The organism is Sphaerisporangium sp. NPDC051017, assembly GCF_040683095.1.
In the GTDB taxonomy this organism is placed as follows: domain Bacteria; phylum Actinomycetota; class Actinomycetes; order Streptosporangiales; family Streptosporangiaceae; genus Sphaerisporangium.
This window is the reverse complement of sequence record NZ_JBFBCI010000008.1, coordinates 107,182-131,832: the sequence shown is the minus strand read 5'-3', so window position 1 is coordinate 131,832 and position 24,651 is coordinate 107,182. Positions and strand designations below refer to the sequence as shown.

The 24,651-nt window shown below is 69.9% G+C and carries 20 protein-coding genes; 11 read left to right on the top strand and 9 right to left on the bottom strand.

From position 1 onward, the window contains the following. Nucleotides 1–29 precede the first annotated feature (29 nt). Nucleotides 30–854: a type 1 glutamine amidotransferase domain-containing protein gene (locus tag AB0M95_RS10190; protein WP_363761774.1), complete on the bottom strand. Its 825-nt coding sequence runs from the start codon at nt 852–854 to the stop codon at nt 30–32. Between the two features lie 283 nt (nt 855–1,137). On the opposite strand from AB0M95_RS10190, the gene AB0M95_RS10185 reads away from it, so the two are divergent. After that, nucleotides 1,138–2,781, top strand: a complete 1,644-nt coding sequence (locus AB0M95_RS10185; protein WP_363761772.1) for an FAD-dependent oxidoreductase — start codon at nt 1,138–1,140, stop codon at nt 2,779–2,781. On the opposite strand, the gene AB0M95_RS10180 is transcribed toward AB0M95_RS10185, so the two are convergent. The 4 genes from AB0M95_RS10180 to AB0M95_RS10165 all read right to left on the bottom strand — a co-directional run bounded on the left by AB0M95_RS10180 (nt 2,763) and on the right by AB0M95_RS10165 (nt 8,342). Next, nucleotides 2,763–4,238: an ATP-binding protein gene (locus AB0M95_RS10180; RefSeq protein ID WP_363761770.1), complete on the bottom strand. Its 1,476-nt coding sequence runs from the start codon at nt 4,236–4,238 to the stop codon at nt 2,763–2,765. The two genes, AB0M95_RS10185 and AB0M95_RS10180, sit on opposite strands and share 19 nt — an antisense overlap. Beyond that, complete coding sequence (locus AB0M95_RS10175; RefSeq protein ID WP_363761768.1) at nt 4,222–5,427, bottom strand: transposase; 1,206 nt, start codon at nt 5,425–5,427, stop codon at nt 4,222–4,224. The genes AB0M95_RS10180 and AB0M95_RS10175 overlap by 17 nt, the downstream gene beginning before the upstream one ends. A gap of 220 nt (nt 5,428–5,647) precedes the next feature. After that, nucleotides 5,648–6,844 carry an IS701 family transposase gene (locus tag AB0M95_RS10170; RefSeq protein ID WP_358525480.1) on the bottom strand — a complete coding sequence of 399 codons (1,197 nt, stop codon included), beginning with the start codon at nt 6,842–6,844 and terminating at the stop codon, nt 5,648–5,650. 229 nt (nt 6,845–7,073) lie between these two features. Next, on the bottom strand, nt 7,074–8,342 hold the full coding sequence (locus tag AB0M95_RS10165; RefSeq protein WP_363761766.1) for an MFS transporter: 1,269 nt from the start codon (nt 8,340–8,342) through the stop codon (nt 7,074–7,076). Between the two features lie 224 nt (nt 8,343–8,566). Here AB0M95_RS10165 and AB0M95_RS10160 point away from each other — a divergent pair, with 224 nt between their 5' ends. Genes AB0M95_RS10160 through AB0M95_RS10135 form a run of 6 tightly spaced genes read left to right on the top strand, consistent with a single transcriptional unit; the run spans nt 8,567 to nt 13,332 of the window. Then, the gene (locus AB0M95_RS10160) at nt 8,567–8,989 is read left to right on the top strand and encodes a hypothetical protein (protein WP_363761765.1); all 423 of its coding nucleotides are present in this window, start codon (nt 8,567–8,569) and stop codon (nt 8,987–8,989) included. A 9-nt stretch (nt 8,990–8,998) separates the two neighbouring features. Continuing rightward, nucleotides 8,999–10,519: a GMC family oxidoreductase N-terminal domain-containing protein gene (locus tag AB0M95_RS10155; protein WP_363761764.1), complete on the top strand. Its 1,521-nt coding sequence runs from the start codon at nt 8,999–9,001 to the stop codon at nt 10,517–10,519. Then, complete coding sequence (locus tag AB0M95_RS10150) at nt 10,516–12,078, top strand: GMC family oxidoreductase N-terminal domain-containing protein (protein WP_363761762.1); 1,563 nt, start codon at nt 10,516–10,518, stop codon at nt 12,076–12,078. The genes AB0M95_RS10155 and AB0M95_RS10150 overlap by 4 nt, the downstream gene beginning before the upstream one ends. After that, the gene (locus AB0M95_RS10145) at nt 12,075–12,503 is read left to right on the top strand and encodes an ester cyclase (protein WP_358525471.1); all 429 of its coding nucleotides are present in this window, start codon (nt 12,075–12,077) and stop codon (nt 12,501–12,503) included. Before AB0M95_RS10150 ends, AB0M95_RS10145 begins: the two co-directional genes overlap by 4 nt. Nucleotides 12,504–12,512: 9 nt before the next feature. Then, on the top strand, nt 12,513–12,884 hold the full coding sequence (locus AB0M95_RS10140; RefSeq protein WP_363761760.1) for a nuclear transport factor 2 family protein: 372 nt from the start codon (nt 12,513–12,515) through the stop codon (nt 12,882–12,884). Between the two features lie 10 nt (nt 12,885–12,894). Continuing rightward, a complete protein-coding gene (locus AB0M95_RS10135; protein WP_363761758.1) occupies nt 12,895–13,332 on the top strand; it encodes a VOC family protein in 438 nt (145 codons plus the stop codon). Between the two features lie 125 nt (nt 13,333–13,457). On the opposite strand, the gene AB0M95_RS10130 is transcribed toward AB0M95_RS10135, so the two are convergent. Together AB0M95_RS10130 and AB0M95_RS10125 are read right to left on the bottom strand one after the other, a co-directional pair. Further along, nucleotides 13,458–13,616: a hypothetical protein gene (locus AB0M95_RS10130; RefSeq protein ID WP_363761756.1), complete on the bottom strand. Its 159-nt coding sequence runs from the start codon at nt 13,614–13,616 to the stop codon at nt 13,458–13,460. A gap of 263 nt (nt 13,617–13,879) precedes the next feature. After that, nucleotides 13,880–17,278, bottom strand: a complete 3,399-nt coding sequence (locus AB0M95_RS10125; RefSeq protein WP_363761754.1) for a tetratricopeptide repeat protein — start codon at nt 17,276–17,278, stop codon at nt 13,880–13,882. On the opposite strand from AB0M95_RS10125, the gene AB0M95_RS10120 reads away from it, so the two are divergent. The 3 genes from AB0M95_RS10120 to AB0M95_RS10110 are packed head-to-tail and all read left to right on the top strand — an operon-like array spanning nt 17,267 to nt 20,171. Then, the gene (locus AB0M95_RS10120) at nt 17,267–18,487 is read left to right on the top strand and encodes a hypothetical protein (protein ID WP_363761752.1); all 1,221 of its coding nucleotides are present in this window, start codon (nt 17,267–17,269) and stop codon (nt 18,485–18,487) included. The genes AB0M95_RS10125 and AB0M95_RS10120 overlap by 12 nt on opposite strands. Before the next feature lie 29 nt (nt 18,488–18,516). Beyond that, nucleotides 18,517–19,242, top strand: coding sequence for a hypothetical protein (locus AB0M95_RS10115; RefSeq protein WP_363761750.1), 726 nt, complete (start codon nt 18,517–18,519; stop codon nt 19,240–19,242). After that, nucleotides 19,239–20,171 (top strand): carbohydrate kinase family protein, encoded by a 933-nt coding sequence (locus AB0M95_RS10110; RefSeq protein ID WP_363761748.1) that lies wholly within the window; start codon nt 19,239–19,241, stop codon nt 20,169–20,171. Before AB0M95_RS10115 ends, AB0M95_RS10110 begins: the two co-directional genes overlap by 4 nt. A 3-nt stretch (nt 20,172–20,174) precedes the next feature. Here the strand turns inward: AB0M95_RS10110 and AB0M95_RS10105 are convergent, their stop codons facing one another. Beyond that, nucleotides 20,175–22,307 carry a tetratricopeptide repeat protein gene (locus tag AB0M95_RS10105; RefSeq protein ID WP_363761746.1) on the bottom strand — a complete coding sequence of 711 codons (2,133 nt, stop codon included), beginning with the start codon at nt 22,305–22,307 and terminating at the stop codon, nt 20,175–20,177. Between the two features lie 862 nt (nt 22,308–23,169). Between AB0M95_RS10105 and AB0M95_RS10100 the strand changes: the two genes are divergently transcribed. Beyond that, nucleotides 23,170–23,502, top strand: coding sequence for a YnfA family protein (locus tag AB0M95_RS10100; RefSeq protein ID WP_358525455.1), 333 nt, complete (start codon nt 23,170–23,172; stop codon nt 23,500–23,502). A gap of 79 nt (nt 23,503–23,581) precedes the next feature. Here AB0M95_RS10100 and AB0M95_RS10095 read toward each other — a convergent pair whose 3' ends face one another. Further along, nucleotides 23,582–24,508 carry an aldo/keto reductase gene (locus AB0M95_RS10095; protein ID WP_363761744.1) on the bottom strand — a complete coding sequence of 309 codons (927 nt, stop codon included), beginning with the start codon at nt 24,506–24,508 and terminating at the stop codon, nt 23,582–23,584. Nucleotides 24,509–24,651 lie beyond the last annotated feature (143 nt).

The following is a 24,651-nucleotide window of genomic DNA, read 5'->3' as shown; positions in this document are numbered from 1 at the left end:
CGAGGAACGGCGCCGGGGGCGTCATCAGGTCACCAGCCGTAGCGCCGCAGGCCGGACTCCAGGACCTCGACCAGCTTCTGGCCCGAGAGGAACGAGTCGGGGGTCGAGCGTCCTGTCACGAACGGGTAGTCGACGATGACGGACGTCTCCTTGCCCACGTTGCCGTGGTAGCGCCCGTCGGGGCCGGTGGCGTCGCGCAGGATGTACTCCAGCGGGTACGGCGGCGGCCCCATGTTGAAGTCGACGCCGATGAAGCCGGTGCCGTCCTTGTAGTCGTACTCCTTGCAGTGCCCGGTGACGTGCTTGCCCCAGATGATGCTCTCGCGGCTCTCCCAGTCGCGGGCGAACGCGAGGCAGGCGACGCCGTAGCACTCGGCGAGGATCGGCTTGCCGGCGCGCAGGAAGGCCAGGATCAGCTCGTGCACCCGGCCGTTGTTGGCGAGGTCCACGATCGGGCCGCTGCCGCCCACGATGGTGAGGGCGTCGTACTCCGCGACCTGCTCTTCGAGCCGGGCGATGTCGCGGTAGTACGCCTCGATCTTGCGGATGAAACCGTCCTCGCTGAAGTACGGCCGGTCAGGGATCCACTCGGCGAGGCTCAGCGGGGCGTCCAGCCGGTCGGACTCGTCCAGCCGGCGCGCGGCCACCGCGACCTCGGGGGTGGTCACCGCGCGCCCGAGCGGCGGGTCGATGTACCCGGGGTCGAGGCTCGGGGGCAGCGCCTTCGGGCGCTTTCCCGTGGCGGTGGCGAAGACGCTCTGATATCCCCGCTCGTCGAACGCGGTCAGCGGTCCCAGGAGTTCCTCTCCCCAGTAGCCGTACTCGGAGAGAAGGATAAGAATATTTCGCGGCATCGATGGCTCCTGTCGATCGACAATCGTCCCGCGACCGAATTCAACCAAATTTGGATATTTCGCTACAAGGGCCGCCCGAGGGGGCGGGGCTCACTTCCTGAAGTCGGATTATTCCGTCAAGTCCTCAAAGTGGACGGGAAAATCTGCCGATACTTCGTCATGTGCCGGAACGCCTTTCCCGAAATGCGGGTTAAAGTGATGTGGCCCGGCCAAATCATGGCCCGCCGACGCGCGCGCGGAAACGCCCAGCCCCTCTCTGCCTTCAGCGATCGGAGACGCCCTGATGCCTGAGCCGCACCGCCCGGTCGTGCTCGCCGTGGACGACGACCCCCACGTGCTCCGAGCGATACGACGTGATCTCATCCGGGCCTACCAGGGCCGGTACAGGGTCCTCACCTCCGGGTCGGGCGCCGAGGCGCTCGAGATCCTCGGCTCCCTCCGCGACCGCAACGAGGAGCCCGCGCTGATCCTCTCCGACCAGCGCATGCCCGAGCTGACCGGCATCGAGCTGCTCGCCGCCGCCGCGGACCGGTTTCCGTCGGCACGCCGGGTCCTGCTCACGGCCTACGCCGACACGAGCGTGGCCATCGCCGCCATCAACGAGGTCCGCCTCGACCACTACCTGGTCAAACCCTGGGACCCCCCGGAGGAGCGGCTGTATCCGGTGCTCGACGAGCTGCTGGCCGACTGGCAGTCGAGCTACGAGGCGCCCTACGGCGGCATCACGGTCATCGGCCAGCCGTTCGCGCCGGCCACCCACCGGGTACGCGACTTCCTCACCCGCCACCGCCAGCCCTTCAAGTTCACCGACGCCACCGAGGCCGCCCAGGACACCCCCGTGACCGACCTCCCGGTGGTGCAGCTTCCCGACGGACGCCGACTCGTCCAGCCCGCCACCAGCCGGCTCGCCACCGAGCTCGGGCTGGCCATGCAGACCAGGCACCCGCACTACGACGTGGCCATCGTGGGCGCCGGTCCGGCCGGGCTCGCCGCCGCCGTCTACACCTCGTCCGAGGGCCTGTCCACGCTGCTGCTGGAGGCGTACGTCCCCGGCGGCCAGGCGGGCTCCTCCAGCAGGATCGAGAACTACCTGGGGTTCCCGTCGGGCATCTCCGGCGTGGAGCTGACCAGCCGGGCCGTCTCGCAGGCCCGCCGGTTCGGCGTCGACCTGCTCTCCCCCGTCGAGGTCGTGCGGCTGCGCCGGGACGGGCGCGCGGGCGTCCTCCACCTCGACGACGGCAAGGAGATCGGCGCCGGGACGATCCTGCTGTGCCCCGGCCTGTCCTACAGCCGGTTCGACGCGACCGGGGCCGAGCGCTTCGAGGGCGCGGGCATCTACTACGGCGCCACGCTGTCGGAGACCACGCTCTGCACCGGCCAGCACGTCTGGATCGTCGGCGGGGCCAACTCCGCGGGCCAGGCCGCGCTGCACTTCGCCAAGCACGCGCGGCACGTGACAATGGTGATCCGCGCCGACAGCCTGGAGGCGCGGATGTCGCAGTACCTGATCGACGAGATCAGGCGCAAGGACAACATCGACGTCCTGACCCGCACCATCCTGGTCGCCGCGGACGGCGACGACCGCCTGGAACGCATCACGCTGCGCGACCTGTCCTCCGGCGAGGAGAGGACCGAGGACGCGGAGTACGTCTTCACCTTCATCGGCGCGCGGCCGCGCACCGAGTGGCTCGACGGCGCCATCGTCCGAGACGAGCACGGCTTCCTGCTGACCGGCACCGACCTCGGCCCCCGCAAGGGGATCGAGGGCTGGGACCTGCCGCGCGAGCCGCTGCCGCTGGAGACGAGCATGCCCGGGGTGTTCGTCGCCGGCGACGCCCGGGCCAAGTCCATCAAGCGCATCGCCTCCAGCGTCGGTGAGGGCGCGATGGCGGTCGCGATGATCCACCGCTACCGCGCCGAGGCCTGACCCCGCGTCAGCGGCAGCCTGACCAGGAACCGCGTGTCCCCCGGCATGGACGTCACGTCGATCGTGCCGCCGTGCCGGTGGGACACGATGTACCGGCTGAGGTGCAGGCCGAGGCCCGTACCGTGCCCGGTGTCCTTGGTGGTGAAGAACGGCTGGAACAGCAGGGACAGCACGGCCTGCGGGATGCCGGGGCCGCTGTCCCTGATCTCCACGAGCGCGTGGTGGCCCTCGACGCGGGTGCTGATGCGCACCTCGCCGATGCCCTCCATCGCGTCCACGGCGTTGTCGATGAGGTTGGTCCACACCTGGTTCAGCTCGCTCGGATAGGCCGTGACGAGCGGGACGTCCCCGTAGTGCCTGCGCACGCGGACGCCGCTGAGCTTGGGGGCGAGCATCGCCAGCGTCGCCTCCAGCCCCTCCCACAGGTCCACGTCGCGCACGGGGGCGCGGTCCAGGTTGGTGTAGGCCTTGGTGGTGTCCACCAGCGCCTCGATGCGCCGGCCCGCTTCGGCGACGTCCTCGACCATCGTCCGGGCCTGGACGATCAGGCCGAGACAGGCGATCGCCGCCTCCAGGACCTCGGGCCGCACCGCGGCGGCGATCTCCTCCAGCATCTCGGTGTCCAGGCCGCGGTCGACCAGCGCCGTGCCGATGTCCGAGTACCGCTCGATGCCGTGGTCGAACAGCCAGTCCATGACCGCGTCGGCGGCCTCGGCGGCCTCTAGGACGTTCAGCGGCTTCCCGGCCGGGGCGCCCTCGTGCAGGCTGTCGCAGATGCGGTTGAGCAGCCGCGCCTCCGAGGACGTCGCGAGACGCCCCCAGCGCATGGCGGCCTCCGTGAGGTCCTTCACGGTCCCGCGCAGCTCGCCCGCGGCCCGCACCATCGCGGCCGTCGGGTTGTTCAGCTCGTGCGCCAGCCCGGCGGCCAGCGTGCCGAGGCCCTCCAGCATGCGGTTGCGCCCGGCCTCCAGCTCCACCGTGCGGATCCGCCAGGCCAGCACCGGCAGCAGCACCCGGCTGACCTGCGGGCAGCGGGTCAGCATGTCCAGGAACGTCTGCTTGTCGTAGGCCATCAGCTCGGTGCCGCCGGCTGAGATGGCCGTGGCGATGTACCCGCTGTCGGTGAGCAGCGGCAGCTCGCCGGTGAACTGGTGCGCCGCCCGCCGCTTACCGTCGTACTGGACGAGCAGCGGCTCGGGGACGTTCTCGGCGATGTGCTTGGTCAGCACGTGCTCCTGGCCGCCGAACACCTTGGTGAACAGCAGCTCGCCGCCCAGCAGGACGTAGAAGCGGTCGGCGGGCTCGCCCTCGCTGAACAGGATGTCCCCGTCGTTCAGGCACATGTGCGACCCGGCCTCGGCCAGCCAGCCCAGCTGGTCGTCGGTCAGGTCGGCGAAAAGCTCGATCTCCCGGAGCCGGGCGATCAGGCCCGGCGGAGCGTCAGCCGTTGGACCCACGGGAACCTCCTGGTCCTGCGTGGGCGAGCTCGCCGTCGAGCCCGCGGAGCAGCCGGTAGCCGTGGGCCGCCGACACCAGCGTGACGTGGTGGTGCCAGCCCCGGAAGGACCGGCCCTCGAAGTGGCGCAGCCCGGACTCCGCGTCCATCAGGGCGAGCTGGGCGAGCGCGTTGCGCCGCAGGTCGATCATGTCGGCGACCTCCGACAGCCGGGAGTCGCCGAGGTCGGTCAGCCACATGGCCTTGGGGCCGCTCTTGCCTTGAGCCCATTCGACGGTCATGAACCGCTGGGCAGGGCGCCGCGGGCGGAGCTCCACCGGGCCCGCGGGGACGTCGAGAGGGATGGTGGTGAGGTGGGACCCGTTCTTCTTGTCGCGGCCCCGGCCGCTGAGCGTCGTGCCGTTGCGCCCGCCCTGGACGGCGCCGGCCGCACCGGCGGCGCTGGTGACGTTCTCGGCGCCGCCGCCGAAGGCCCAGCCCGCCGCGCGCCCGCGCAGCAGCGCGGTCTCGCCGACACGGGCCACATAGTGCAGGCCGCGTTCCTCCAGACCCCGCAGCAGCGGCTCCACCCGCGGCGTCACCCGCGCGTCCACGACGACGGGCGCCGGAGACAGACCCCAGTCGAGGATCATCTCGTCGATCGCCTCCAGCAGGTGATCCCACCGTGATCGGCAACGTTCGTGCGCGGGGACGCGGGTCCTCGCCCGGCGGGCGGGGTCGTCGTCCCAGCTCCTCGGCAGCAGCAGCCGCCAGTTCACCGGGCACCCTCCGCTCTCGCCGACGAGCATGACCGCGAGGCCGAGCTGGCAGTTGATCAGACGGCCCGCCGAGTGGGCGAACTGCCGGGCGACTCCGACCGAGTTCGCCCCGTTCTTGGGAAAGGCGACCTCCTCGACCACCCACGCCTTCGCCCGGAAGGCCGCGGCGAGATGCCCGGCCAGCCTGCGCCGGACGGGCTGCCAGTCCCAGGGACTCTGGTTGACGAACTGCTGGAGACACTGGTCCACCGGACGGCCGACCACCTGGTCGGATATCCGGCGGATCGACTTTCTGCCCGGCACGGTGAGAAGCCCCTGGAGGTAAACGTCGCCCCAACGGCGCTGGTCCGCACGCGCGAAAGAGGAGAAAATGTCTTCACAGAACGGCGACAACCACGCGTCGCGGAACAAGAAATCTGTACTTTCCACCATCCGAGCACCCCAATGAAATTACCCCGTCCCCTGCGCACCCGATTGTTCTCTCCTGTTTCCTCGGTACCTCGCGTCGGTACCGGGGAGGAGGAGGCGCACGGACGGGGTCGGTGCCGGCGCGAGAGGTCCGGCACGGTTGCCGGCGCCATCGGCCGCGCCAGGTGCGGCGCGCCGACGGCGGTCGAGCGGACGGCGGCGCGGCCGCCGTCGTGGTGCGATGTCACACACGCGACCACAGGCGCACGTCGGCCTCATCACGCTCCTCCAGCCGCCGCAGGAGGCGGTAGGCGAAGGCGACCGAGACGAGCGTGACGTGGTGGTGCCAGCCGCGGAACGACCGGCCCTCGAAGTGCCGCAACCCGAAACCGTCGCCGAGCGTGGCGACGTCGTTGTCGGTGCGGTTGCCGAGGCGCAGCAGGCCGATGAGATCGAGCAGGCGTGAGCCGCTCAGGTTGGTGAGCCAGATCGCCCGCAGGTCCGGCTGGCTGACCGGCCACTCGGCCAGCACCCTGCGCGAACCCCGGTACGGGCCGCCGGGCCCGACGTCGTACAGTCCCGCCAGCTCCGTCAGGGGCAGCGCCACGAACCGTGACGTGGTCGCGTTGAGGTCGTCCCTGCGGCTCAGCATGACGGCGTCGTGCCTGGCCCGCTGCGCGACCAGCTCGCCGAGCGTGGCCGACCACCGGGCGCGCGGCCCGCAGGCCACCCGGGTGCCCTCGGTGACCTGGACGACGTAGCGAAGGCCGCGTTCCTCCAGGCCGGCCAGCAGCGGCTCGACCTGGGCCGTGTGGCACGCGTCCACGAGGATCGGCGCGGGGGTCAGGCCCCACGTCCCGGTCATCTCGTCGACGGCGTCCAGCAACAGGTCCCAGCGCGAGCGGTGCCGCTCGGCCGCGGGCAGGTGCGCGCGGCTACGGCGGCCGGGGTCGTCGTCCCACGAACGCGGCAGCAGGAGCCGCCAGTTGACCGGGACGGCGCCGGCGTCGCCCGCCAGGAACACCGCGAGCCCCATCTGGCAATTGATCATCCGCCCGATGGAGTGCGCGTACTGCTTGTCAACGCCGACGGAGCTGGATCCGTTCTTGGGCATCACCGCTTCCCGGACCACCCAGGCCTTCGGCTGGACGGCCGACATGGCGTGCTCCACCAGACGGCGCCGCACGGGCACCCAGTCCCAGGGGCTCTGGTTCACGAACTGCTGGAGGCACTGTTCGGCCTCCCAGCCGACGACCTGCTCGGCCATTCGCCGGATGGACTTCCTGCCCTGAACCGACAGCAGTCCGCGAACGTACACCTCCCCCCATCGGCGCTGGTCAGACCTGGTGAAAGAGGAGAAAAGGTCCCGGCACAAGGAAGCCAGCTCCACCACGCGGGCCGGCGATGCCTCTCTAGTCGATATGGCAGTGGCTGAGGTCATTGCGTACACCCCACATCCGCTTTCGAAGCGCGTTCGCCACAAGCCTGTTGCAGCAAGACAGGGGTGGACAGAGCCTGTTTGTGGTGGCACTCTCGATGCCACTTGCGACACTGACCATTTCTGACCAGGTCAGTACGAGCGTAAGCCGGGCAAGAGACCCGGTGCGCGCCGTTCTCCTGCCCGGCGCACGCCGGACCAACCCCTATTTATTGAGTTAAGTCGGACACCCTTAGGGCGTCTGTGACTCGGCCGCGGACGGGACGGGAGTGGCGAACGGGCGAACGGGGACCGCGGACGTCCGCCGTGCCGCCATGGCCGAGGCGGCCAGGGCCAGGACGGCGAGGACCTCGCAGGCGGCCGCCGCGAGGGCGAGCTGGCCGGGGCCACGGCTGAGCATGAGCCCGCCGATGACGCCGGCGACGGCCTGGCCGGTGGAGAGGGCCGACGCGTTCAGCGAGAGCGCAATCGTCCCCTGCGGCCCAGCGGCCGTGAGCAGGCGCTGCTGCTGGGATGGGTTGAACAGCCAGCCGATCATGGACCACACGGCGACCAGCCCGCCGAGGGTGACCGCCGCGGCGGTGCCGGAGACGCCGATGCCCGCGAACACTGACAGACCGCTGTAGACGATGGCGAGCCCGACGATCGAGAGCAGCGCCACCCGCGTCGGAGAGGTGCGGTCGATGAGCACCCCGGCCGTGAGGTTGGACACCACCGCCAGGAGGCCGAAGACGAGGTAGATGGCGGTGATGGCGCCGCCGCCGACGCCGGCGCTCTGGTCGGCGAACCACGTCAGGTAGGTGTACAGCGTGAAGATGCCGCAGATGGCCAAGGAGGTGCCGAGCAGGGTGGTGGGCACCCCGGGCAGCGTGGCGACGGCGATGCGCTGGCGCAGCGAGGCGACGCCCGGCGAGGGCATCGTCCCCAGGGCGCGGGAGAGGCCCACGAAGGCGACGACGCCGAGGATCGCCACGAACACGAACGTCACCCGCCACTGCACCGCGTGACCGATCAGCGTGCCGAGCGGCACGCCGAGCGCGTTGGCGACGGTGATCCCGGCCGCCACCGCGGCGAGGGCGCGGCCCCGCTCGGACGGCGCGGCGAGCGTCGCGGCGACGCTCACGGCCACCGGGGTGTACATCGCGCCGCCTATCGCGGCGACCACCCGGGCGATGACCATCACCGTGAAGTTGGGCGCCGCGGCGGCGAGCACATTCGCCGCGATGAACACCCCGAGGCTCAACAACAGCAGCTGCCGGCGGCACATATTCCCGGTTACTACGGCGAGTATCGGAGCGGACACCGCGTAGACGCCGGAGAACACGGTGATGAGCAGTCCGGCGACTCCGAGTGAAACGCCGAGATCGCGTCCGACCTCGTTCAGGACGCCGCTGATCACGAAGGCGTCCGTACCTAGGGCGAAGGTGCCCAAGGACAGCAGAAGCACAGGGTGGCGGGCCTCACCCCCTGGCAGCACGGCCGCGATCGATCGAGCTCGCATGGGCGATCCCCCTCGTTAACGGACATTCACCTACAGCGTCGAGGCTATGGGGGCGCGTATCGGCCGGAGAACGGGATTCATGGAAACACAAGGGCACTGTGTCAAGTCCCTGCACGGCACTACGTGCATTTATCCGAGTGCGCTCCTGCTTTTCCGCCGGAGCGCCCCAAAGGGGCAATTCCGACTTAATAATTAAATTCCGTTCTAATCAAGGGAGTGGCATAATGCCAGCCAATCAGTTCGCGCTGGACGCGGAGACCGCCGAGTTCGCGCAGCGGTGGTTCGACCGGCTGAGCGCCCACGAGCCGGTCGAAAGGCTGCTTCCCCTGGTCGTCGACCGGGACCTGGAGATGGCCTTCCCCGAGCGCACGCTACGCAGCCACGACGACTTCCAGGACTGGTACCGCGTCGTCGGCGAGTCCTTCACCGATCAGGTGCACGTGGTCGAGCGGCTCGACGCCCGTGACGACGGCGACACTGTGCACGTCGACGTCACGGTCATCTGGACGGCCACCACGACCTCCGACGGGAGCCGCAACAGCTTCCGTGCCACCCAGGTCTGGGATCTGGCGAAGACGCCGGACGGCCTGGCCATCGTCAAGTACCACGTCGGCGCGCTGACCCCGCTGTCGCCGGCGGAGAAGTGAGGTAGTGACGTGACGAACACCTACGACTACATCGTGGTGGGCGCGGGCGCGTCCGGCTCGGTGATCGCCAACCGGCTCAGCGAGCTACAGGACGCGACGGTCCTGCTGCTGGAGGCCGGCTCGGACACCATCCCCGCCACCGTCGACATTCCATACCGCTGGGCCGAGCACCACTTCACCCCCATCGACTGGGCGTACTGGACGGCCGAGCAGGAGGCGCTCGACGGGCGCAAGGTCTACCTGGCCGCCGGCAAGGGCATCGGCGGCTCCGGCAACCTGTACCACATGATCCACCTGCGTGGTCACCAGATGGACTACGACAACTGGGCCTACCACGGCGCCACCGGCTGGTCGTGGAACGAGGTCCTGCCGTACTTCCAGAAGCTGGAGAACCAGGAGGACCGGACCAACCCGACCGCGGGCACGGGCGGCCCGGTCAACGTCATCAACGCGAGCAAGCACGGCCCCAACCCGCTGTCGCAGACGTTCCTCGACGCGGCCACCGAGCTCGGCCACCCGTCCACCGAGGACTTCAACGCCAACCTGACCGGCGCCGGGTGGCACCACCTGGACATCAAGGACGGCAAGCGGTTCAGTGTGCGGACGGCGTACCTGCTGCCGGCCCTCGGACGCCCCAACCTGACCCTCAGCGCCGACTCGCGCGCCACCAGGCTGATCTTCGAGGGCGACCGCGCGGTCGGCGTCGAGTTCGTGCGCGGCGGCGAGACCGTCCAGGCCCGCGCGAACTCCGAGGTCATCCTCTGCGCCAACGGCCTGGAAACGCCCAAGCTGCTCATGCTGTCCGGCATCGGGCAGGAGAACCACCTCAGGCAGTTCGGCATCGACGTCCGCGTGAACCTCCCGGGCGTCGGCGAGAACTACCACGACCACGTGCTGATCGTCGCGCCGGTCAACATGACCGACCGGGCCGCGCCCGACCCCGCGATGAACTTGTCCGAGGTCTGCCTGTTCGCCAACTCCGGCGGCTGGCCCCTGCCCGACCTGCAGATCGGCTTCGTGCACAGGGCGCAGTTCCAGCCCCAGCCGCACCCGCAGCTCGTCACCATGATCCCCGGCCTGGTGCGCCCGCTCGCGCGCGGCACGCTGCGGCTGGCCAGCGCCGACCCGCTCCAGGCGCCCCTCGCCGACCCCCGCTACCTGTCGCACCCCTCCGACCGCGAGCGCATGGTCGACGCCTTCGAGCTCGCGCGCGACCTGTTCCGCACGCGCGCGTTCGCCGAGTGGGGCGTCAAGGAGGTCACCCCTGGCGACACGGTGTCCACCCGCGAGGAGGTCACCGAGTTCGTCAAGCAGAACCTCGGCTCCTACTACCACTACGTCGGCGCCTGCAAGATGGGCACCGACGCGCTCTCGGTCGTCGACCCCCAGCTGCGCGTGTACGGCGTCGACGGGCTGCGCATCGCCGACGCCTCCGTCATGCCCGAGGTCACCACCGGCAACTGCCACACCGCCGTCGTCATGGTCGCCGAGCGGGCCGCCGACTTCGTCAAGCGGGACGCGGGAGCATGAGCGGCGACACGTACGACTTCATCGTCATCGGCGCGGGCTCGGCCGGCGCCGCCCTCGCCAACCGGCTGGTCACCGGCAGCGACGCGACGGTCCTGCTCGTCGAGGCCGGAGGCCGCGACAGCCGGCCGGAGATCCACGACGAGAAGGTTCCGTCCACCGTGTCCCTCTGGGGCCCGAGCGAGATCGACTGGGGCTACGTCACCGCCCCGCAGCCGGCGCTCCACGACCGTACGGTGCCCATCGCGCGCGGCAAGGTGTGGGGCGGCTCCAGCTCGATCAACGCCATGCTGTACGTGCGGGGCAGCCGCCTCGACTACGACAACTGGGCCGCGCTCGGCAACGAGGGCTGGTCGTACGAGGAACTGCTGCCGTACTTCAAGAGGCTCGAGGACTTCGAGGACGGCCCCTCCGAGTACCGGGGCGTCGGCGGACCGATCAACGTGCTGTACCACAACCGCCCCAGCCCGGTGTCCACCCGGCTCTTCGCCGCCGGCAGGGAGGTCGGCCTCAAGGACCAGGGGCCGCGGTTCGACTACAACGCCGCCGCCGACCAGGACGAGACGGTCTTCTACTACCAGACCAGCAAGACCCACGACCTCCAGCGGTCGAGCACCGCCACCGGCTACCTGTGGCCCATCCTCGACCACGAGCGGTTCACGCTGAGCAGCGACAGCCTCGTCACGAAGGTCCTGGTCAGCAACGGCCGCGCCGTCGGCGTCGAATACGTGACGGACGGGACGACGCGGCAGGCGTACGCCGACGGCGAGGTGATCCTGTGCGGCGGCGCGTTCAACTCGCCGCAGATCCTCATGCTCTCGGGCATCGGCCCGGCGGCGCACCTTCGCGAGCACGGCATCGACGTCGTCGCCGACCTCTCCGGAGTCGGGCAGAACCTCCAGGACCACATGGTCGCCGGGGTCTGCTACCTCAGCAAGGAAGAGCACCCGTTCGTCCCCACGCTGATCGCCGAGTCGGGCTTCTTCACCCACACGAGCGGTCAGCCGGCCGAGCAGCCGCCGGACCTGCAGATGGCCTTCGGCAGCATCAAGTTCGTCTCCCCCGCCTACGACCGCGAGGGGCCGGGCTTCACCTTCGCCCCGGTCATCATCCAGCCGCGCAGCACGGGCAGCGTCACGCTGAAATCGGGCGACCCGTCCGAGCTGCCGATCGTCCAGCCCCGGTACCTCACCGACCCGGCCGACGTCCAGTGCTTCGTCGAAGCCATCGAGCTGTCCCGGGCTCTCGCCGCCACCAGCGCCATCTCCGGGCTGGTCAAGGAGGAGATCGCCCCCGGGCCGGGCGTCACGGGACGAGCCGAGCTGGCCGAGTACGTCCGCCAGAACGCCGGGACGCTGTGGCACCCCACCGGCACCTGCCGGATGGGCTCGAGCGACGGCGCCGTGGTCGACGACAAGCTGCGCGTCTACGGCATCGAGGGTCTGCGCGTCGCGGACGCCTCGATCATGCCGCAGATCGTCGCGGGCAACACGAACGCGCCGTGCATCATGATCGGCGAGAAGGCCGCCGACCTCGTGCTCGGCAGGACGGAATCGGCATGAGCGAGCTCCTCTACCAGCGCTTCGCGCAGCTCTTCAACGCGCGAGAGCTCGACCGGCTCGACGAGGTGATGACCGAGGACTTCGTCGACCACCACCCCGGGCTCGTCGACGTCGAGGGGTTGTCCATCTACCAGACCAACCTGGGCGCGGTGATCGACGCCCTGCAGATGGTCGCCCACCCCGAGGAGATCGTCGCCACCGGCGACCGCGTCTTCACCCGGATCCGGCTCACCGGCCGCCACGTGGGCCCCTTCCTCGGCGTCGCCCCCACCGGCAACGCCCTGGAGTGGTACACCCACGAGCTCTGGCGCGTGGAGAACGGCCGCTTCGCCGAACGGTGGGCGGTCGACGACCTGCTCACCCTGCTCCGCCAGATCGATGTCCCTCTCCCCACCTGGGTGCAGGACAGCGCCCCCGTCTCCTGAGGGAAGACCGTGGAAACCAGAGAAGTGATCACCCGTTACTACGAGCTCGCCAACGCCGGCGACTGGGACACCTGGTGCGACCTGTTCGCGCCCGACCAGATCATGGACGAGCAGCTCGCCGGGCACGTCGAGGGCCGCGAGACCCTGCGCGGCATGATGAAGGGCTTCCCCGAGACGTACGCGTCCTTCGCCAACAGGCCCGTCCACATCGTGGTCGAGGGCGAGCAGGCCGCCGTCGTGTCGCACATCTCGGCCGTGACGTCCAGCGGCGCGTCCATCGAGGCCGGGGTCTGTAACTATTTCGTGGTTACGGACGGTCTTATCACCTACATGTCGAACTTCCACGACAGCGTGCCGTTCGCGCCCATCCTCGGCAAGTGAGGCGGTGACCATGCCCGACACGCTGCGCTGGTCGCACGTGGGACTGAACTGCCGCGACCAGAAGGCCACGGAGGAGTTCTACACCCGCTACTTCGGGTTCCGGCGGGCCAGGGTCGCGGACGCGGAGGGCACGCGCATCATCTTCCTCCGCCGCGGGGAGGCCCTGCTCGAACTGTTCCCCTCCACGGCCGAACCCGCCCCCGAGGCGGAGAACGACGGCCCGGCGACCCCCGGCATCGCCCGCCACCTGGCCTTCCAGGTGGACGACGTGGACGCCTTCCTCGCCCTCGCCGGCGACGACGCCCACATCACCCTGGGCCCGCTGAAGTTCGACGAGTACATCCCCGGCTGGAAAACCGTCTGGGTACGCGACCCCGACGGCGTCATCATCGAAGTAAGCCAGGGCTACGTAGACCAAACCCCAGAAGAACTCGAACAGTACGCCTGACCTGGGCGCGGGGCACCCTTCATCAACCGTGGAGGGTGCGCCTCGGGTGTGCCCTACTGACGACACCACCCCGGATCAACACGCGAGTGGGGGAGGCCAAGCGGCCTCCCCCACTCTTCATGCGTTCACACGGAACCGGTGAACCGAGCCGAACCGTGCGGGCTTACGACCGACGGAGCCGAGATCGTGCTAACCGCGGCCACGGACGACACCGTGGGCTTGGCGGGCGGCTGGTTGATCATCCACACCCAGGCCACCAGGAGGGCGAGCGCGAGCTTCGCCACAGCGCCACCGGATTTCATGAGTTCCTTTCACATATGGTTTCCGCGAGAACCGCTCGCGTTAGATGTAGCTGTTCGACAGCGATCTTATGGGATGCCGTCAGCGCTATCCGAATTATGCGAAAGGACCGATTTATCGCTATACAACGTTCCAAATGGCGAACGATGCGCCATATCAGTACATAACGCTACTTAAGCTGGATCCACGACACCCGATCTCTGGACGACGACCATGATGGCAGAAGCGCTCCGAACCGGCGGTCGGCTCACGACCCCGCGACACCGTCCCGCCGGGCGAGCCGCCGCCGGAGCGCGTCCGCCTCGGGCACGCCCAGGTGCTCGTACAGGTCAAGCGCCCGCCTCCAGTATGCACTCCCCCTCGCCGCTTCACCGGTACGGGCGAGCGTGGCGCCCATCTCATCGAGCGCACGAGCCTCCCGGTACACGTCACCAATGCCTCTGGCCCGATGCAGCGCCTTCTCAAAATAGTCAAGGGCGGAATCACTGCGATTCGCGCGATGGTGGACGGTCCCGATATTCCGGAGCGCCTCGCTCTCCTCACCGCGACTCGATATCTCGATCGCGATGTGCAGCGCGCTCTGGTAGTGAATGAGCGCCTCGCCGTCTTTCCCCATGCAAACAAGACAGTTGCCGATATTGTTCAGTACCTCCGCCTCGCTCTGCGGATCGCCGATCTCCCTATAGGCCTCCAACGCTTTCCGATAGTGGTCGAGCGCGTCCACGTATCGATCCAGGTGCCGATACACCTCAGCGACGTTGTTCAGCCAGGATGCCTCGTTCTGCGGACCCATCACCGGATCGACGGACATGGCTTCCTCGTAAAGACGGAGCGCGGAGCGATACTCACCGCGCCGCGTTTCCAACTTGGCGATGTTGTTGAGGGCCATCCGCTGCCGCCCCCGGTCGCCGGCCTCCCGGCACAGTTCCAGCGCCGTCTCCAGATCGCGCGCGGCCTTGGGATAATCCCCTCGGTTGTAGTGGACCTTCGCCATGTAGTTGAGGGTGTCCACCTCGCCGTAACGGTCGCCGCCTTCCCTCCGAAGGTCCAGTGCCTGCTCGTGATAGCCGAAGGCGACGTCGAACTCCCAACGGTACCCGTGCACCAAACCCTTCTGGTCCAGAAGATCGGCGACCGCCCTCTTGTCACCGGCGGCGCGCTGGATCTCGAGCGCCTCATCTGCCGAGCGGAGCGCCTTGTCGTAGTGACCGGAACACCGTTGCAACACGCTCAGGTCCGCCAGAGCGTACGCCAGCGCCCGTCGATCCCCGATGTCCCGCCACATCATCACGGCACGTTCGTGCAGTCGCGCTCCCTCTGCCCATGGCCCCCACAACTCCAGATAGCGGCCGAGCACGCGCGCCAGGAGTGCCGCGTGTCTCCTCGACCCGTGAGCGTCGGCGTAGTGAGCGGCGAGGAGAAGGTTCTGCAGCTCCACGGCGAGCCAGTCCCGCGCCTCGGGGGCAGTACGGACGGCCGGCTCGACGCTCACCGCGGAGGGCACCTCGATCGGGCCGCGAAGGCGGTACGGATAGAGCAGGCGGTCCGCCGCGTCGGCCGTGAACAGGTAATAGTCGAGGACCCGCTCGATCGTGGCGTCTCTTTCGTCCTCCGGCTCCTCCTCGGCCAGGAGGCGGGCGTATTCGCGGATCAGGTCGTGGAACCGGTACCGGCCTCGGCGCGGCTCGGCGATGAGGTGGTGGTCCATGAGCTCCTCGAGGAACCTCTCCGCACCGGCGGCCTCGTACCCCAGCAGCGCCGCCACCGACCGGGCGGTGAGCTCCACCCCGGGGTGCAGGCCGAGCCATCGAAAGGCCCGCTGCTGGTCCGGGGCGAGATCCAGGAACGACAGCTCGAAGGCGGCGGTGATCTCTCGGTCCCCGGCCCGGATCTCCCCCAGCAGCCGGCCGGCCTTCTCCAACCGGTCCGCGAGGTCCGCCACGGTCCACGCGGCCCGGTGGTCCAGGCGGCTCGCCACCATCTGAATGGCGAGCGGCAGATACCCGCATAATCGGACGACGGTCGCGACGTCGTCCTCTTCCTCCGGGGTCACACGGCGCCGCCGGAGGACCCTGCCGAACAGCGTGACGGCCTCCTCGGGGGACAGCACGTCCAGCGACAGCGGCTGGGCATTGTCCAGCCCGACCAGCCGACGCCTGCTCGTGACCAGCACGAGGCAGCCAGGCACTCCGGGGAGCAGGTGCCTGACCTGTTCGTGACCGGCGGCGTCGTCCAGAACGATGAGAACCTTGCGGTGAGCGAGATAGGTGCGCCACATCGTCGCCCGCTCGTCAAGCCCCTCCGGGATGGGGGCAAGCCCGTCCCGGAGGGAAGTAACGCCCAGATCGCGCAGGAGCCGACCGAGGGCGGTCACCGGGTCCATCCGCTCGGCCCGGGCGTCGTGGCTGTGGAGGTCGAGGTAGAGCAGCCCGTCCGGATACTCCTCGGCGAGCCGGTGAGCCAGGTGCACGGCCAGCGCGGTCTTGCCGACACCCGGCATGCCGTCGATCGTGATCACGGTGACCGCGTCCTTCCGCGCCTGCCGCCTGAGTATCTGATCGAGCTCGGCCGTCCGTCCCGTGAAGGCGGCGGTGTCGTGAACAAGATTGTTTCGCCCCCTGTGGACGCGAGGCTCGGGCTCGGGCAGCAGCGCCGGATCGCCCCGGAGGATGCGCTCATGCACCTCCCGGAGCGCTGGGGAGGGTTGGATGCCGACGCCGCGTGCCAGGCGCTGGTGAGCCTGGCGGTAGGCGGCGAGAGCGTCCGTCGGGCGGCCGCTTCGGTAGAGCGCCAGCATTCGCAGCTCGACCAGCTTCTCGTTGAACGGGAATCGTTTGATCAATTCGTCCAGTTCGGTCAGAAGGTCGGCGCCGACGTCCTGCCGGATCTCGAGGTTGATACGGTCCACGGTGCTGAGCAGCAGTTCCTCCTCCAGGTTCCGGCGGGTTCCGATCGCCCAAGCGCCTGACAGTCCCGCCAGGGGTTCTCCGCGCCGGAGCCGGGCCATCTCCCGGTACACGCCGATGGCGCCCACGGTCTCCCTAGCCTCCGTCAGCGCGCGAGCCTGCGACCGGAGCGTGCGGAACCGGTGATAGTCGACGTTTTCAGGATCGGTATCGAGCACGTAGGCCCCGGAGATATTGCGCAGACTCACACCTTCACCGGCACCGCTCAACGGTCCCCTCCTCAGCCGGGTTACGGCGCTGTACAGAAGGTCGCGGGCTTTGTCCGGCGGGGTGCCCTCCCAGAGGTTGCGGACGAGCGACTTCACCGTGACCGGCTTTCGCAGGTTCATGAGAAGGATGGCCAAAATGTGGCGTTCTCGGGCCCAGCCCAGGTCTAACCGTTGTCCTTGGGACCAAAACTCGACTGGACCGAGAATACGGAATTCCATTCGAGCCCCTTTCCGCGGGACCTGCCTTACGGCTCTGGCCTGACATTTTTTCACCGAACACGAGTCAGATCCAGTGGTCATCCCCGGCGCACGGCCCGGCCCGGCCCATTCCCTCCAAGGCCGGAAAGCCGACGGCAAGAGCACCGCAAGGGTTTCCGCAAGGTGCGGAGACGACGCTCGAAGCAGGCGATGCAGGGATCGCCGCAGCCGAAGGCTGGACCAAGGGGGCACGTCGAACAAATGAATGAACACGAATGGCACCGGGTCCCGATCGGGCTTGACGCCCGCCGATGGGTGACGCGCGAGGGCTGCAAGTCGGTTCTCGTGGTGGTCCACACCGTCACCTCGGGACAGCGACTCCTCGACGCGATTCGTCTCGTCGAGTCGGACCTGAGAATTCAGGTCGTCTTCACCACGGCCCCGGATGTTTTCGGGAACGGGGTCCGACGGTTCATCGACCGCCTGGGAGTCATATCGCTTCCCTGGCTCCAGGCGACGCGGCAACAGCGGTTCGACCTCGCCATCGCGGCGAGCCTGGGCTCGCTGCACGAGGTGCACGCGCCGCTGATCGTCATGCCACACGGCGCCGGCTTCAACAAGCTCGTGCCCGCTCCCCGCGACGCCGCCCGCAACACGAGCGCGCGCCCGGCGTACGGGCTGGACGCCCAGCGGCTGCTGCACGACGGCGCCGTGGTGCCGACGGCCATCGTCCTGCCGCACGAGTCCGAGCTGGAGCGACTGGGCCGGTCCTGCCCCGAGGCGCTTCCCGTGGGCGTCGTCGTGGGGGACTCGTCGTACGACACGTTGGTCGCGAGCCTGCCGCACCGCGACGACTACCGCAGAGCGCTGTCTGTGGGAGAGAACCAGAAGCTGGTCGTGGTGACCTCGACCTGGGGCACGCAGTCGCTGTTCAACCGGCGTTTCGACGTGATCGCGCGGCTGGTCGCCGAGCTGCCCCGGCAGGAGTTCCGCGTCGTGGCGCTGCTCCACCCGAACACCTGGTTCGGGCACGGCGTCTGGCAGATCCGCACCTGGCTCGCCGACTGCCTGCGGCAGGGCCTGATGGTCGTGCCGCCCGGGGCGGACTGGCGCGGGGTCCTCGCCGCGGCCGACTGGGTCGTCGGCGACCACGGGTCGGCCACTCTGTACGGCGCGGCGACCGGGGCGCCGGTCATGCTCGCCCAGTACCCGCACACCGCCGTCGACCCGGCGTCCGGTTTCACCCACCTCGCGGCCATCGCTCCCCGCGTCTCCCCGCGCCGGTCGCTGCGCGAGCAACTGATCGAGGCCGCGACGGAGGTGGGGCCGGGCCACTACTCCCGGGTCACCGAACGCATCACCTCCGCGCCCGGCAAGTTCAACGAGAACATGCACAGCCTCATCTACCGCCTGCTGAAGCTGCGCCGGCCGTCGATCGTCCCGGCAGCCAGGCCCGCCGCCCTTCCCTACCTCGTCAAATGACGCGCACGTCGGCAATGGAGAGATCCCGCATGTTAGAGAAACTGGTCGAGATCCGGCTGTTCCGGCTGGAGCGCGCGCTGCGGCTCACCCGGCCCCCGTCGTCCGCCGGGACGACCGGCGGCCTGCCGGGCGCGCCGGCGGTGCTCGTCATCCCCCGCGGCGGCTCGCTGCGGACGCCGTACCTCATGCTCGTCACCCGGGGGCCGCGCCGCTGCGAGCCGTCTCCCGGGGAACGCGTCTTCGGCGACACGCACATCGTCGCGGACCTCGGCGGCCCCGCGGCCGGAGACGCGCACGAGGTCGCCGACGTACTGGTGGGCGCGAGCCCGGCCGAGGTCGCCGCGCCGCCCTGCGGTCCCGGCGTGCTCGACGGGCATCCGGGCTGCGCGGTGGTGGTCGCCAGGTGCAGGAACGGATGCCTGGCCGCCCTGCGCGACGGCCCGCTCGTGTCGATCACCGGTGCGGCGGGCTTCCAGGCCACCGCCGGGCCGTGGCCCGCCGTGTACGGCTCGTTCCTGTACGGCTGGTGGGCCGCGCGGATGCCGCTGGAAAGCCTCGCCACCGCCACAGTGATCGCCGGCCGCTACACCGGCAGGACCGAGGAGCGGCTCGCGTCGTCCTTCGAGGTGGCGGGGCGGGGACGGATCCGGCTGGTGCGCCGCGTGCCGTCGGGCGCGGAGTCGGGCGCGGAGTCGGGCGCGGAGTCGGGCGCGGAGTCGGGCGCGGAGTCGGGCGCGGAAGGGATGTCCGCGTGAGCCGGAGGATCGTCGTGGCCGGGGCCGTCAGCTTCTACACGCAGGTGGGGATACAGGAGTTCCCGGTGCGGTACGCCCCCACGTGGGCGCCGCGCTGGCTCGCGACCGGGGTGTCCGGGGCGGCGGGCCACATCGCGCGGGTCCTGAGGGCGCTGGGCGACGACGTCCGCCTGTGCAGCGTGGTCGGCCGGGACGCGGCGGGCGCCGCGATCACCGCCGAACTCGGCCGCGAGCGCCTTCTCGGCCCGGGGATCGTCGAGGGAAGCACGTCGTCGTCGGGCGTGACGCTCGTGACGCCCGACGGCCGCCGCATGGGCTTCCCCCATCTGGCGCCGGTCAACGGCGTCACCTACCCATGGGACCTCTTCGCGTCACAGGCCCAGGAGGCGGACCTGCTGGTCATGACGAACGCGAAGTTCGTCCGCGATCTGGTCCGGCCGGCGGCGCGGCTCGGCGTCCCCATCGCCGTGGACGTCCATCTGATCACCGATCTCGGCGACGCCTACAACCTCCCGTGGCTGGAGAGCGCGGAGATCATCTTCTGCAGCCACGAATGCCTGCCGGTCTCGCCCTCGCTGTGGGTCGAGAGGCTCTTCGACCGGTACCCCCGCTGCCGGGTGGCGGGCGTCGGGCTCGGCGGACAGGGCGCGCTGGCCGCCACCCGGGAGGGCACCCTGATCCGGGTGGAGGCCGTCACCCCGAGGGAGGTCGTCAACACCTTGGGGGCGGGCGACGCGCTGTTCGGCACGTTCCTTCATGTCTGGGCCGCCACGGAGGATCCGATCCGCGCGTTACAGGCAGCAGTCGTGCACGCGGGCTGGAAGATCGGGCACCGCGCGCCGGTATCCGCGTCCCTGACCTGCGAGGAGCTTTCGGCCCTGAAGAACGCGTCCATGCCGCCCACGGTCATCGGGCGGTGGGGCACGTGACCGTCAGGCGCCGGCGAGGCCCTCCAGCAGGCCGGTCAGCTGGGTGACGTCGGCGCCGCGGCGCAGGAGCAGGTCGCGTGCGCGCTCGTAGTGGGCGCGCGCGTCGCGGGGGCGTCCCTGGCGGACGGCGAGGTCGCCGAGTGCCTGGTGGGCCTGGGCCTCGCCGGTGTCCGAGCCGATCCGCCGCATGTCACCCAGCGCCTCCTCCAGGAGGCCGGACGCGCCGGCGGGCTCGCCGAGGCGGGCCCTGCCGAGCAGGATGAGGACCCGGGCCCGGTTGTACTCGTCGGGTTCGGACGCGAGGAGCCGTCGTGCCTCCGTGAGACGTGCGACGGCCTCCTCCTGGCGGCCCTGGCCGATCAGCGCGTCGCCGAGGTCGCATAACGCCAGGGCGATCTTGCGCGGTACTCCCTCCGCCCGGTAGCCCTCCAGGGCCTCCTCGAACAGGGCGACGGCCTGGCCGGTACGCCCCCGGTCGCGTTCCACGAACCCCAGCCGGCGCAGGGCGCCCGACACCCGCTGGGCGTTCCCGTCACGGCGCCAGATCTCCAGCGCCCGGCCGAAGTGGTCGGCGGCCTCGTCCAGCCGGCCCAGTGTGCGCAGGGCCATTCCGGCCCGGTTCAGCATCTTGGCCTCGGCGTGGGAGTCGGACGCGGCGCGTGCCGCCGCCAGGCCCAGCAGGTCCACCTCCAGGCGCTCGGCGTGGTGTCCCCGGTGGAGGAACAACGGCCACATTCCGTCCACGAGCTGCCACGCGAGAGGGAACAGGCCACGCTCAAAGGCCGTGCGCGCGGCGGCCCGCAGGTTGTGGAACTCCCGCTCCAGCCAGTCGAGCGCCTCGGCGGCGTCGGCGAACGTGAGAGGCTCTGCGTGGTCGAAGATCACCGCGTCGCGACGGACGCGACGGTACGGCATCGCCGTCCGGTTCGCCGCGGCGGCGCCGTCCAGGAACCAGTCGAGTGCCCTGCGCACGGCCTCGTCGCGCGCGGCGGGCGGGTCCTCCCGCTCGGCCAGCTCCCCCGCGTGCAGCCGGGTCAGGTCGTGGAAGCGGTAGCCTCCGCCCGGCACGTCCTCCAGCAGGTTGGCGTCCAGCAGCACCTCCAGCAGCAGCCGGACCTCGGCGAACGGGAGCCCTGCCATGGCGGCGGCGGCCCTGCCGTCGAACGTCACCGCCGGGAACAGGCCGAGCAGCCTGTAAAGGCGCGCGGCCTCGGGCAGGGCGAGCCCTTGGTAGGAGATCGTGAGCGCGGCGCGGATCGTCATGTCGTCCTCCACCGACAACGCGGTGAGGCGCTGCCGCTCGTTGGCCAGCGCCTCGACCATCCCCGCCAGGGGCCAGTGCGGCCGGGCGGCCAGCCGGGCGGCGGCCACGCACAGGGCGAGCGGCAGCCGCGCGCACAACTCCGCCAGCTCACGGGCGGCCCGCGGGTCCTCCCGCACCCGGTCCTCGCCCACGGTTCTCTCCAGCAGTTCCAGCGACGCGTCCGTCGCCAGCCGGTCGAGGTGCACCGCCCGCGCACCACGTGCCAGGAGCCCGGCCAGCCGCCACCGGCTCGTCACGACCGCGACGCTGTTCACCGAGGCCGGCAACAGCGGGCCGACCTGGGCCGCCGACAAGGCGTCGTCCAGCACGACGACGAGGCGGCGTTCGGCCACCAGCGACTGGTAGAGCGCGGAACGTTCCGCCAGCCCGGCGGGAATGCGCTCGGGCGCGATCCCGAAGGCGCGGATGAACCGTCCGAGCACCTCGGTGGGCTGCACCGGGGCGTCGGCAGTGGCGTGTCCCTGCAGGTCGGCGAAGAGCTGGCCGTCCGGAAAGCCGCCCCGCCGCCTCTGGGACCAGTGCAGCGCCACCGCCGTCTTGCCGATCCCCGGAGGCCCGCTGACCACCACCACCATGGGGACGCCCGCCTCGCTCTGGCGCGCGCGCATCGCGTCCAGCCGGGCGAGCACCGCGGCCCGGCCGACCAGCGCACCGGCCGGGGGCAGTTGCCCCGGCTTCGGCAACGGGACGGACGCGTGGTGCAGATGAATTCCGCCGTGGACGTCTCGCGCCTGAACGACGGGCCCGTGGACGGTCCCGCTCAGTTCATTGACGTGGCCCTCGGCTTTCTCCTTCTTCCCGCTACCCGGCATTCACCGTCCCGCGCTAGTCATGAGCGCGCCCGCACACTCAGGAGACCATTGCCGAATGGATCGAATAAGCGACCGACAGGGCCTCTACATGCTTGCCTCTGCTGGAAGCCCTCGTCAAGGCCCCTGCCATACCGGCACATTCCATCCCACGGACTTATGGGAATCAACGCGGCGACTCCGGCGAATGCCGGCCGATGTTCCGACCGGACGGGCCGAACACGGATATCGGATGGCGGCACAACTCCCTATGGATGCGACGAGTGTTGTCCATGTTCACGCGCTATCAATATGCGCACCCTGAGGCGGAATTCGGCGGTAGTGGCGAGATCCCTAGATGTCATGGTTCATCACGCCAAACCTCTAGGGTGATCACGGGCACGAAGATGTGTCCACGTCCAACGAGGAGAAACGCATGTACATCCGCGCCATCGGAGCCGCGGTCCTGGGCGGAGTTCTCACGACCGCCATCTGGATGACGTAGGGGGGTCCCATGATCCCGGGCATCCCTACGTAGGCTTTCTGATTCGATTAGCGAATCGTAGTTAGGTCGTGGCATACTGTTACCGACACGCCCGGCGCCCAGGCGACGTCGGGCACCCTCCCCGGTCGGGCTGTGCACGCCTGGCCGGTCGGCGTCCGGAGGGACGTGCTCAACGGGCCGGCGGCTCCATTTGTCGGCACCAGGGCACGAAGACGATTGGTGAATACCGGGCAGCTCGTTGTGCCTTGATTCTGTGTAACGCACAGGATCGCTAAGCCAATCAGAGACGCTTCGTTGGCCAGGGCTCGCCCACGCGGGCCCCGGACGGCGCTCGGCCGGCCGGGACAACCCTCTTCGGACTCATTCTTTAGACTCTGCCGGGTGACCGTCGCGCGTTCGCTTCTGTTGTTCCTGGTGGCCGCCGTTGCCGAGATCGGTGGGGCATGGCTGGTCTGGCAGGGGGTGCGTGAGCATCGCGGGCTGTTGTGGGCAGGGGCCGGGTTCGTCGCACTCGGGCTGTACGGGCTGGTGGCCACCTTTCAGCCGGATGCCCACTTCGGGCGCATCCTCGCCGCCTACGGCGGGGTCTTCGTCGCGGGGTCGCTCATCTGGGGCGTGGTCGTGGACGGGTTCCGGCCCGACCGCTGGGACGTCATCGGAGCGGCCGTCTGCGTGCTCGGCGTCCTCGTCATCATGTACGCGCCGCGCGGCTGAGACGCGGACCGGCGCGGAACGACGCGACCGGAACCGCCGCTCGACGCGGGCCCGCACCGCCGTGGCCGCGCCGGGGGCGTCAGTGGGCGAGGGACGCGATGGCGGCGGCCTCCTCGGGGGTCATCGTCCACACCCTGCCCGCGTTGACGGCGACCTGCTCCGGCCGGGTGGCGCCCGCGATGACCGAGGCCACGGACGGCTGGGCCAGCAGCCAGCCGATCGCCAGCTCGACGACCGTGTGCCCGCGCTCGGCGGCGAACGCCTCCAAGGCCTCGACCTTGGTGAAGTTCTCGCCGGTTGCGAGGCGGGCCGCACGGTCGGCGTTGCCCGCGAGGCGGCTGCCGGCCGGGAGTTCCTCGCCGCGGCGGTACTTGCCGGTCAGCATCCCCGAGGCCAGCGGGAAGTAGGGGACGATCCCGACGCCGGCCGCCGTGGCCGCCGGCACGATGGACTCCTCGACGTCGCGGGACAGCAGGCTCCAGTCGATCTGCGTACCGGTGAACCGCGCCCATCCCTTGCCGGTGGCCACGTCCTGCGCCCGCTCGATCTGCCCGGCCGAGAAGTTAGAGGACGCGACGTGCAGGACCTTGCCCGCGCGCACCAGCTCGTCCAGCGTCTCCAGCACCTCCTCGATCGGCGCGTCCGGGTCGGGGAAGTGCTGATAGTAGAGGTCGATGCGGTCGGTGCCGAGGCGGCGCAGGCTGCCCTCCGCCGACCTGCGGATGTGGTCCGCGAGCGCCCCCGGCCGGTACGCGCCCTCCCGGGGGACGAACTTGGTGGCGATCACCACGTCGTCACGGCGGGAGCCGAGCGCGGCGCCGAGGTACTCCTCCGACCTGCCGCCGCCGTACATCTCGGCGGTGTCGAAGTGGGTGATGCCGGCGTCCAGGGCCGCGTGCACGACCGCGGCGGCGGCGTCCGCGTCGATGATCGACCCGAAGTTGTTGCACCCGATGCCGACCACCGACAGTTCGGGCCCGCCGTCACCGAGAACACGCTTGTCCATTGAAACCCGCCCTCTCAATCAACTACGCATCATGACATTTCAAACATGGCGCCCACGCTGGTGGGTCCCAGGGCGGAACGCCGAGGGAGATCCATCAGGTGACCAGGAGTTCCAGGCGTGCGGCCACCTCCCGGTACCGGGAC

Coding starts and splice junctions, on each gene's coding strand:
- AB0M95_RS10190 (WP_363761774.1), bottom strand. CDS start 854: ATGCCGCGAAATATTCTTATCCTTCTCTCCGAGTACGGCTACTGGGGA.
- AB0M95_RS10185 (WP_363761772.1), top strand. CDS start 1,138: ATGCCTGAGCCGCACCGCCCGGTCGTGCTCGCCGTGGACGACGACCCC.
- AB0M95_RS10175 (WP_363761768.1), bottom strand. CDS start 5,427: ATGGTGGAAAGTACAGATTTCTTGTTCCGCGACGCGTGGTTGTCGCCG.
- AB0M95_RS10170 (WP_358525480.1), bottom strand. CDS start 6,844: ATGACCTCAGCCACTGCCATATCGACTAGAGAGGCATCGCCGGCCCGC.
- AB0M95_RS10165 (WP_363761766.1), bottom strand. CDS start 8,342: ATGCGAGCTCGATCGATCGCGGCCGTGCTGCCAGGGGGTGAGGCCCGC.
- AB0M95_RS10160 (WP_363761765.1), top strand. CDS start 8,567: ATGCCAGCCAATCAGTTCGCGCTGGACGCGGAGACCGCCGAGTTCGCG.
- AB0M95_RS10150 (WP_363761762.1), top strand. CDS start 10,516: ATGAGCGGCGACACGTACGACTTCATCGTCATCGGCGCGGGCTCGGCC.
- AB0M95_RS10145 (WP_358525471.1), top strand. CDS start 12,075: ATGAGCGAGCTCCTCTACCAGCGCTTCGCGCAGCTCTTCAACGCGCGA.
- AB0M95_RS10135 (WP_363761758.1), top strand. CDS start 12,895: ATGCCCGACACGCTGCGCTGGTCGCACGTGGGACTGAACTGCCGCGAC.
- AB0M95_RS10120 (WP_363761752.1), top strand. CDS start 17,267: ATGAATGAACACGAATGGCACCGGGTCCCGATCGGGCTTGACGCCCGC.
- AB0M95_RS10115 (WP_363761750.1), top strand. CDS start 18,517: ATGTTAGAGAAACTGGTCGAGATCCGGCTGTTCCGGCTGGAGCGCGCG.
- AB0M95_RS10105 (WP_363761746.1), bottom strand. CDS start 22,307: ATGCCGGGTAGCGGGAAGAAGGAGAAAGCCGAGGGCCACGTCAATGAA.
- AB0M95_RS10095 (WP_363761744.1), bottom strand. CDS start 24,508: ATGGACAAGCGTGTTCTCGGTGACGGCGGGCCCGAACTGTCGGTGGTC.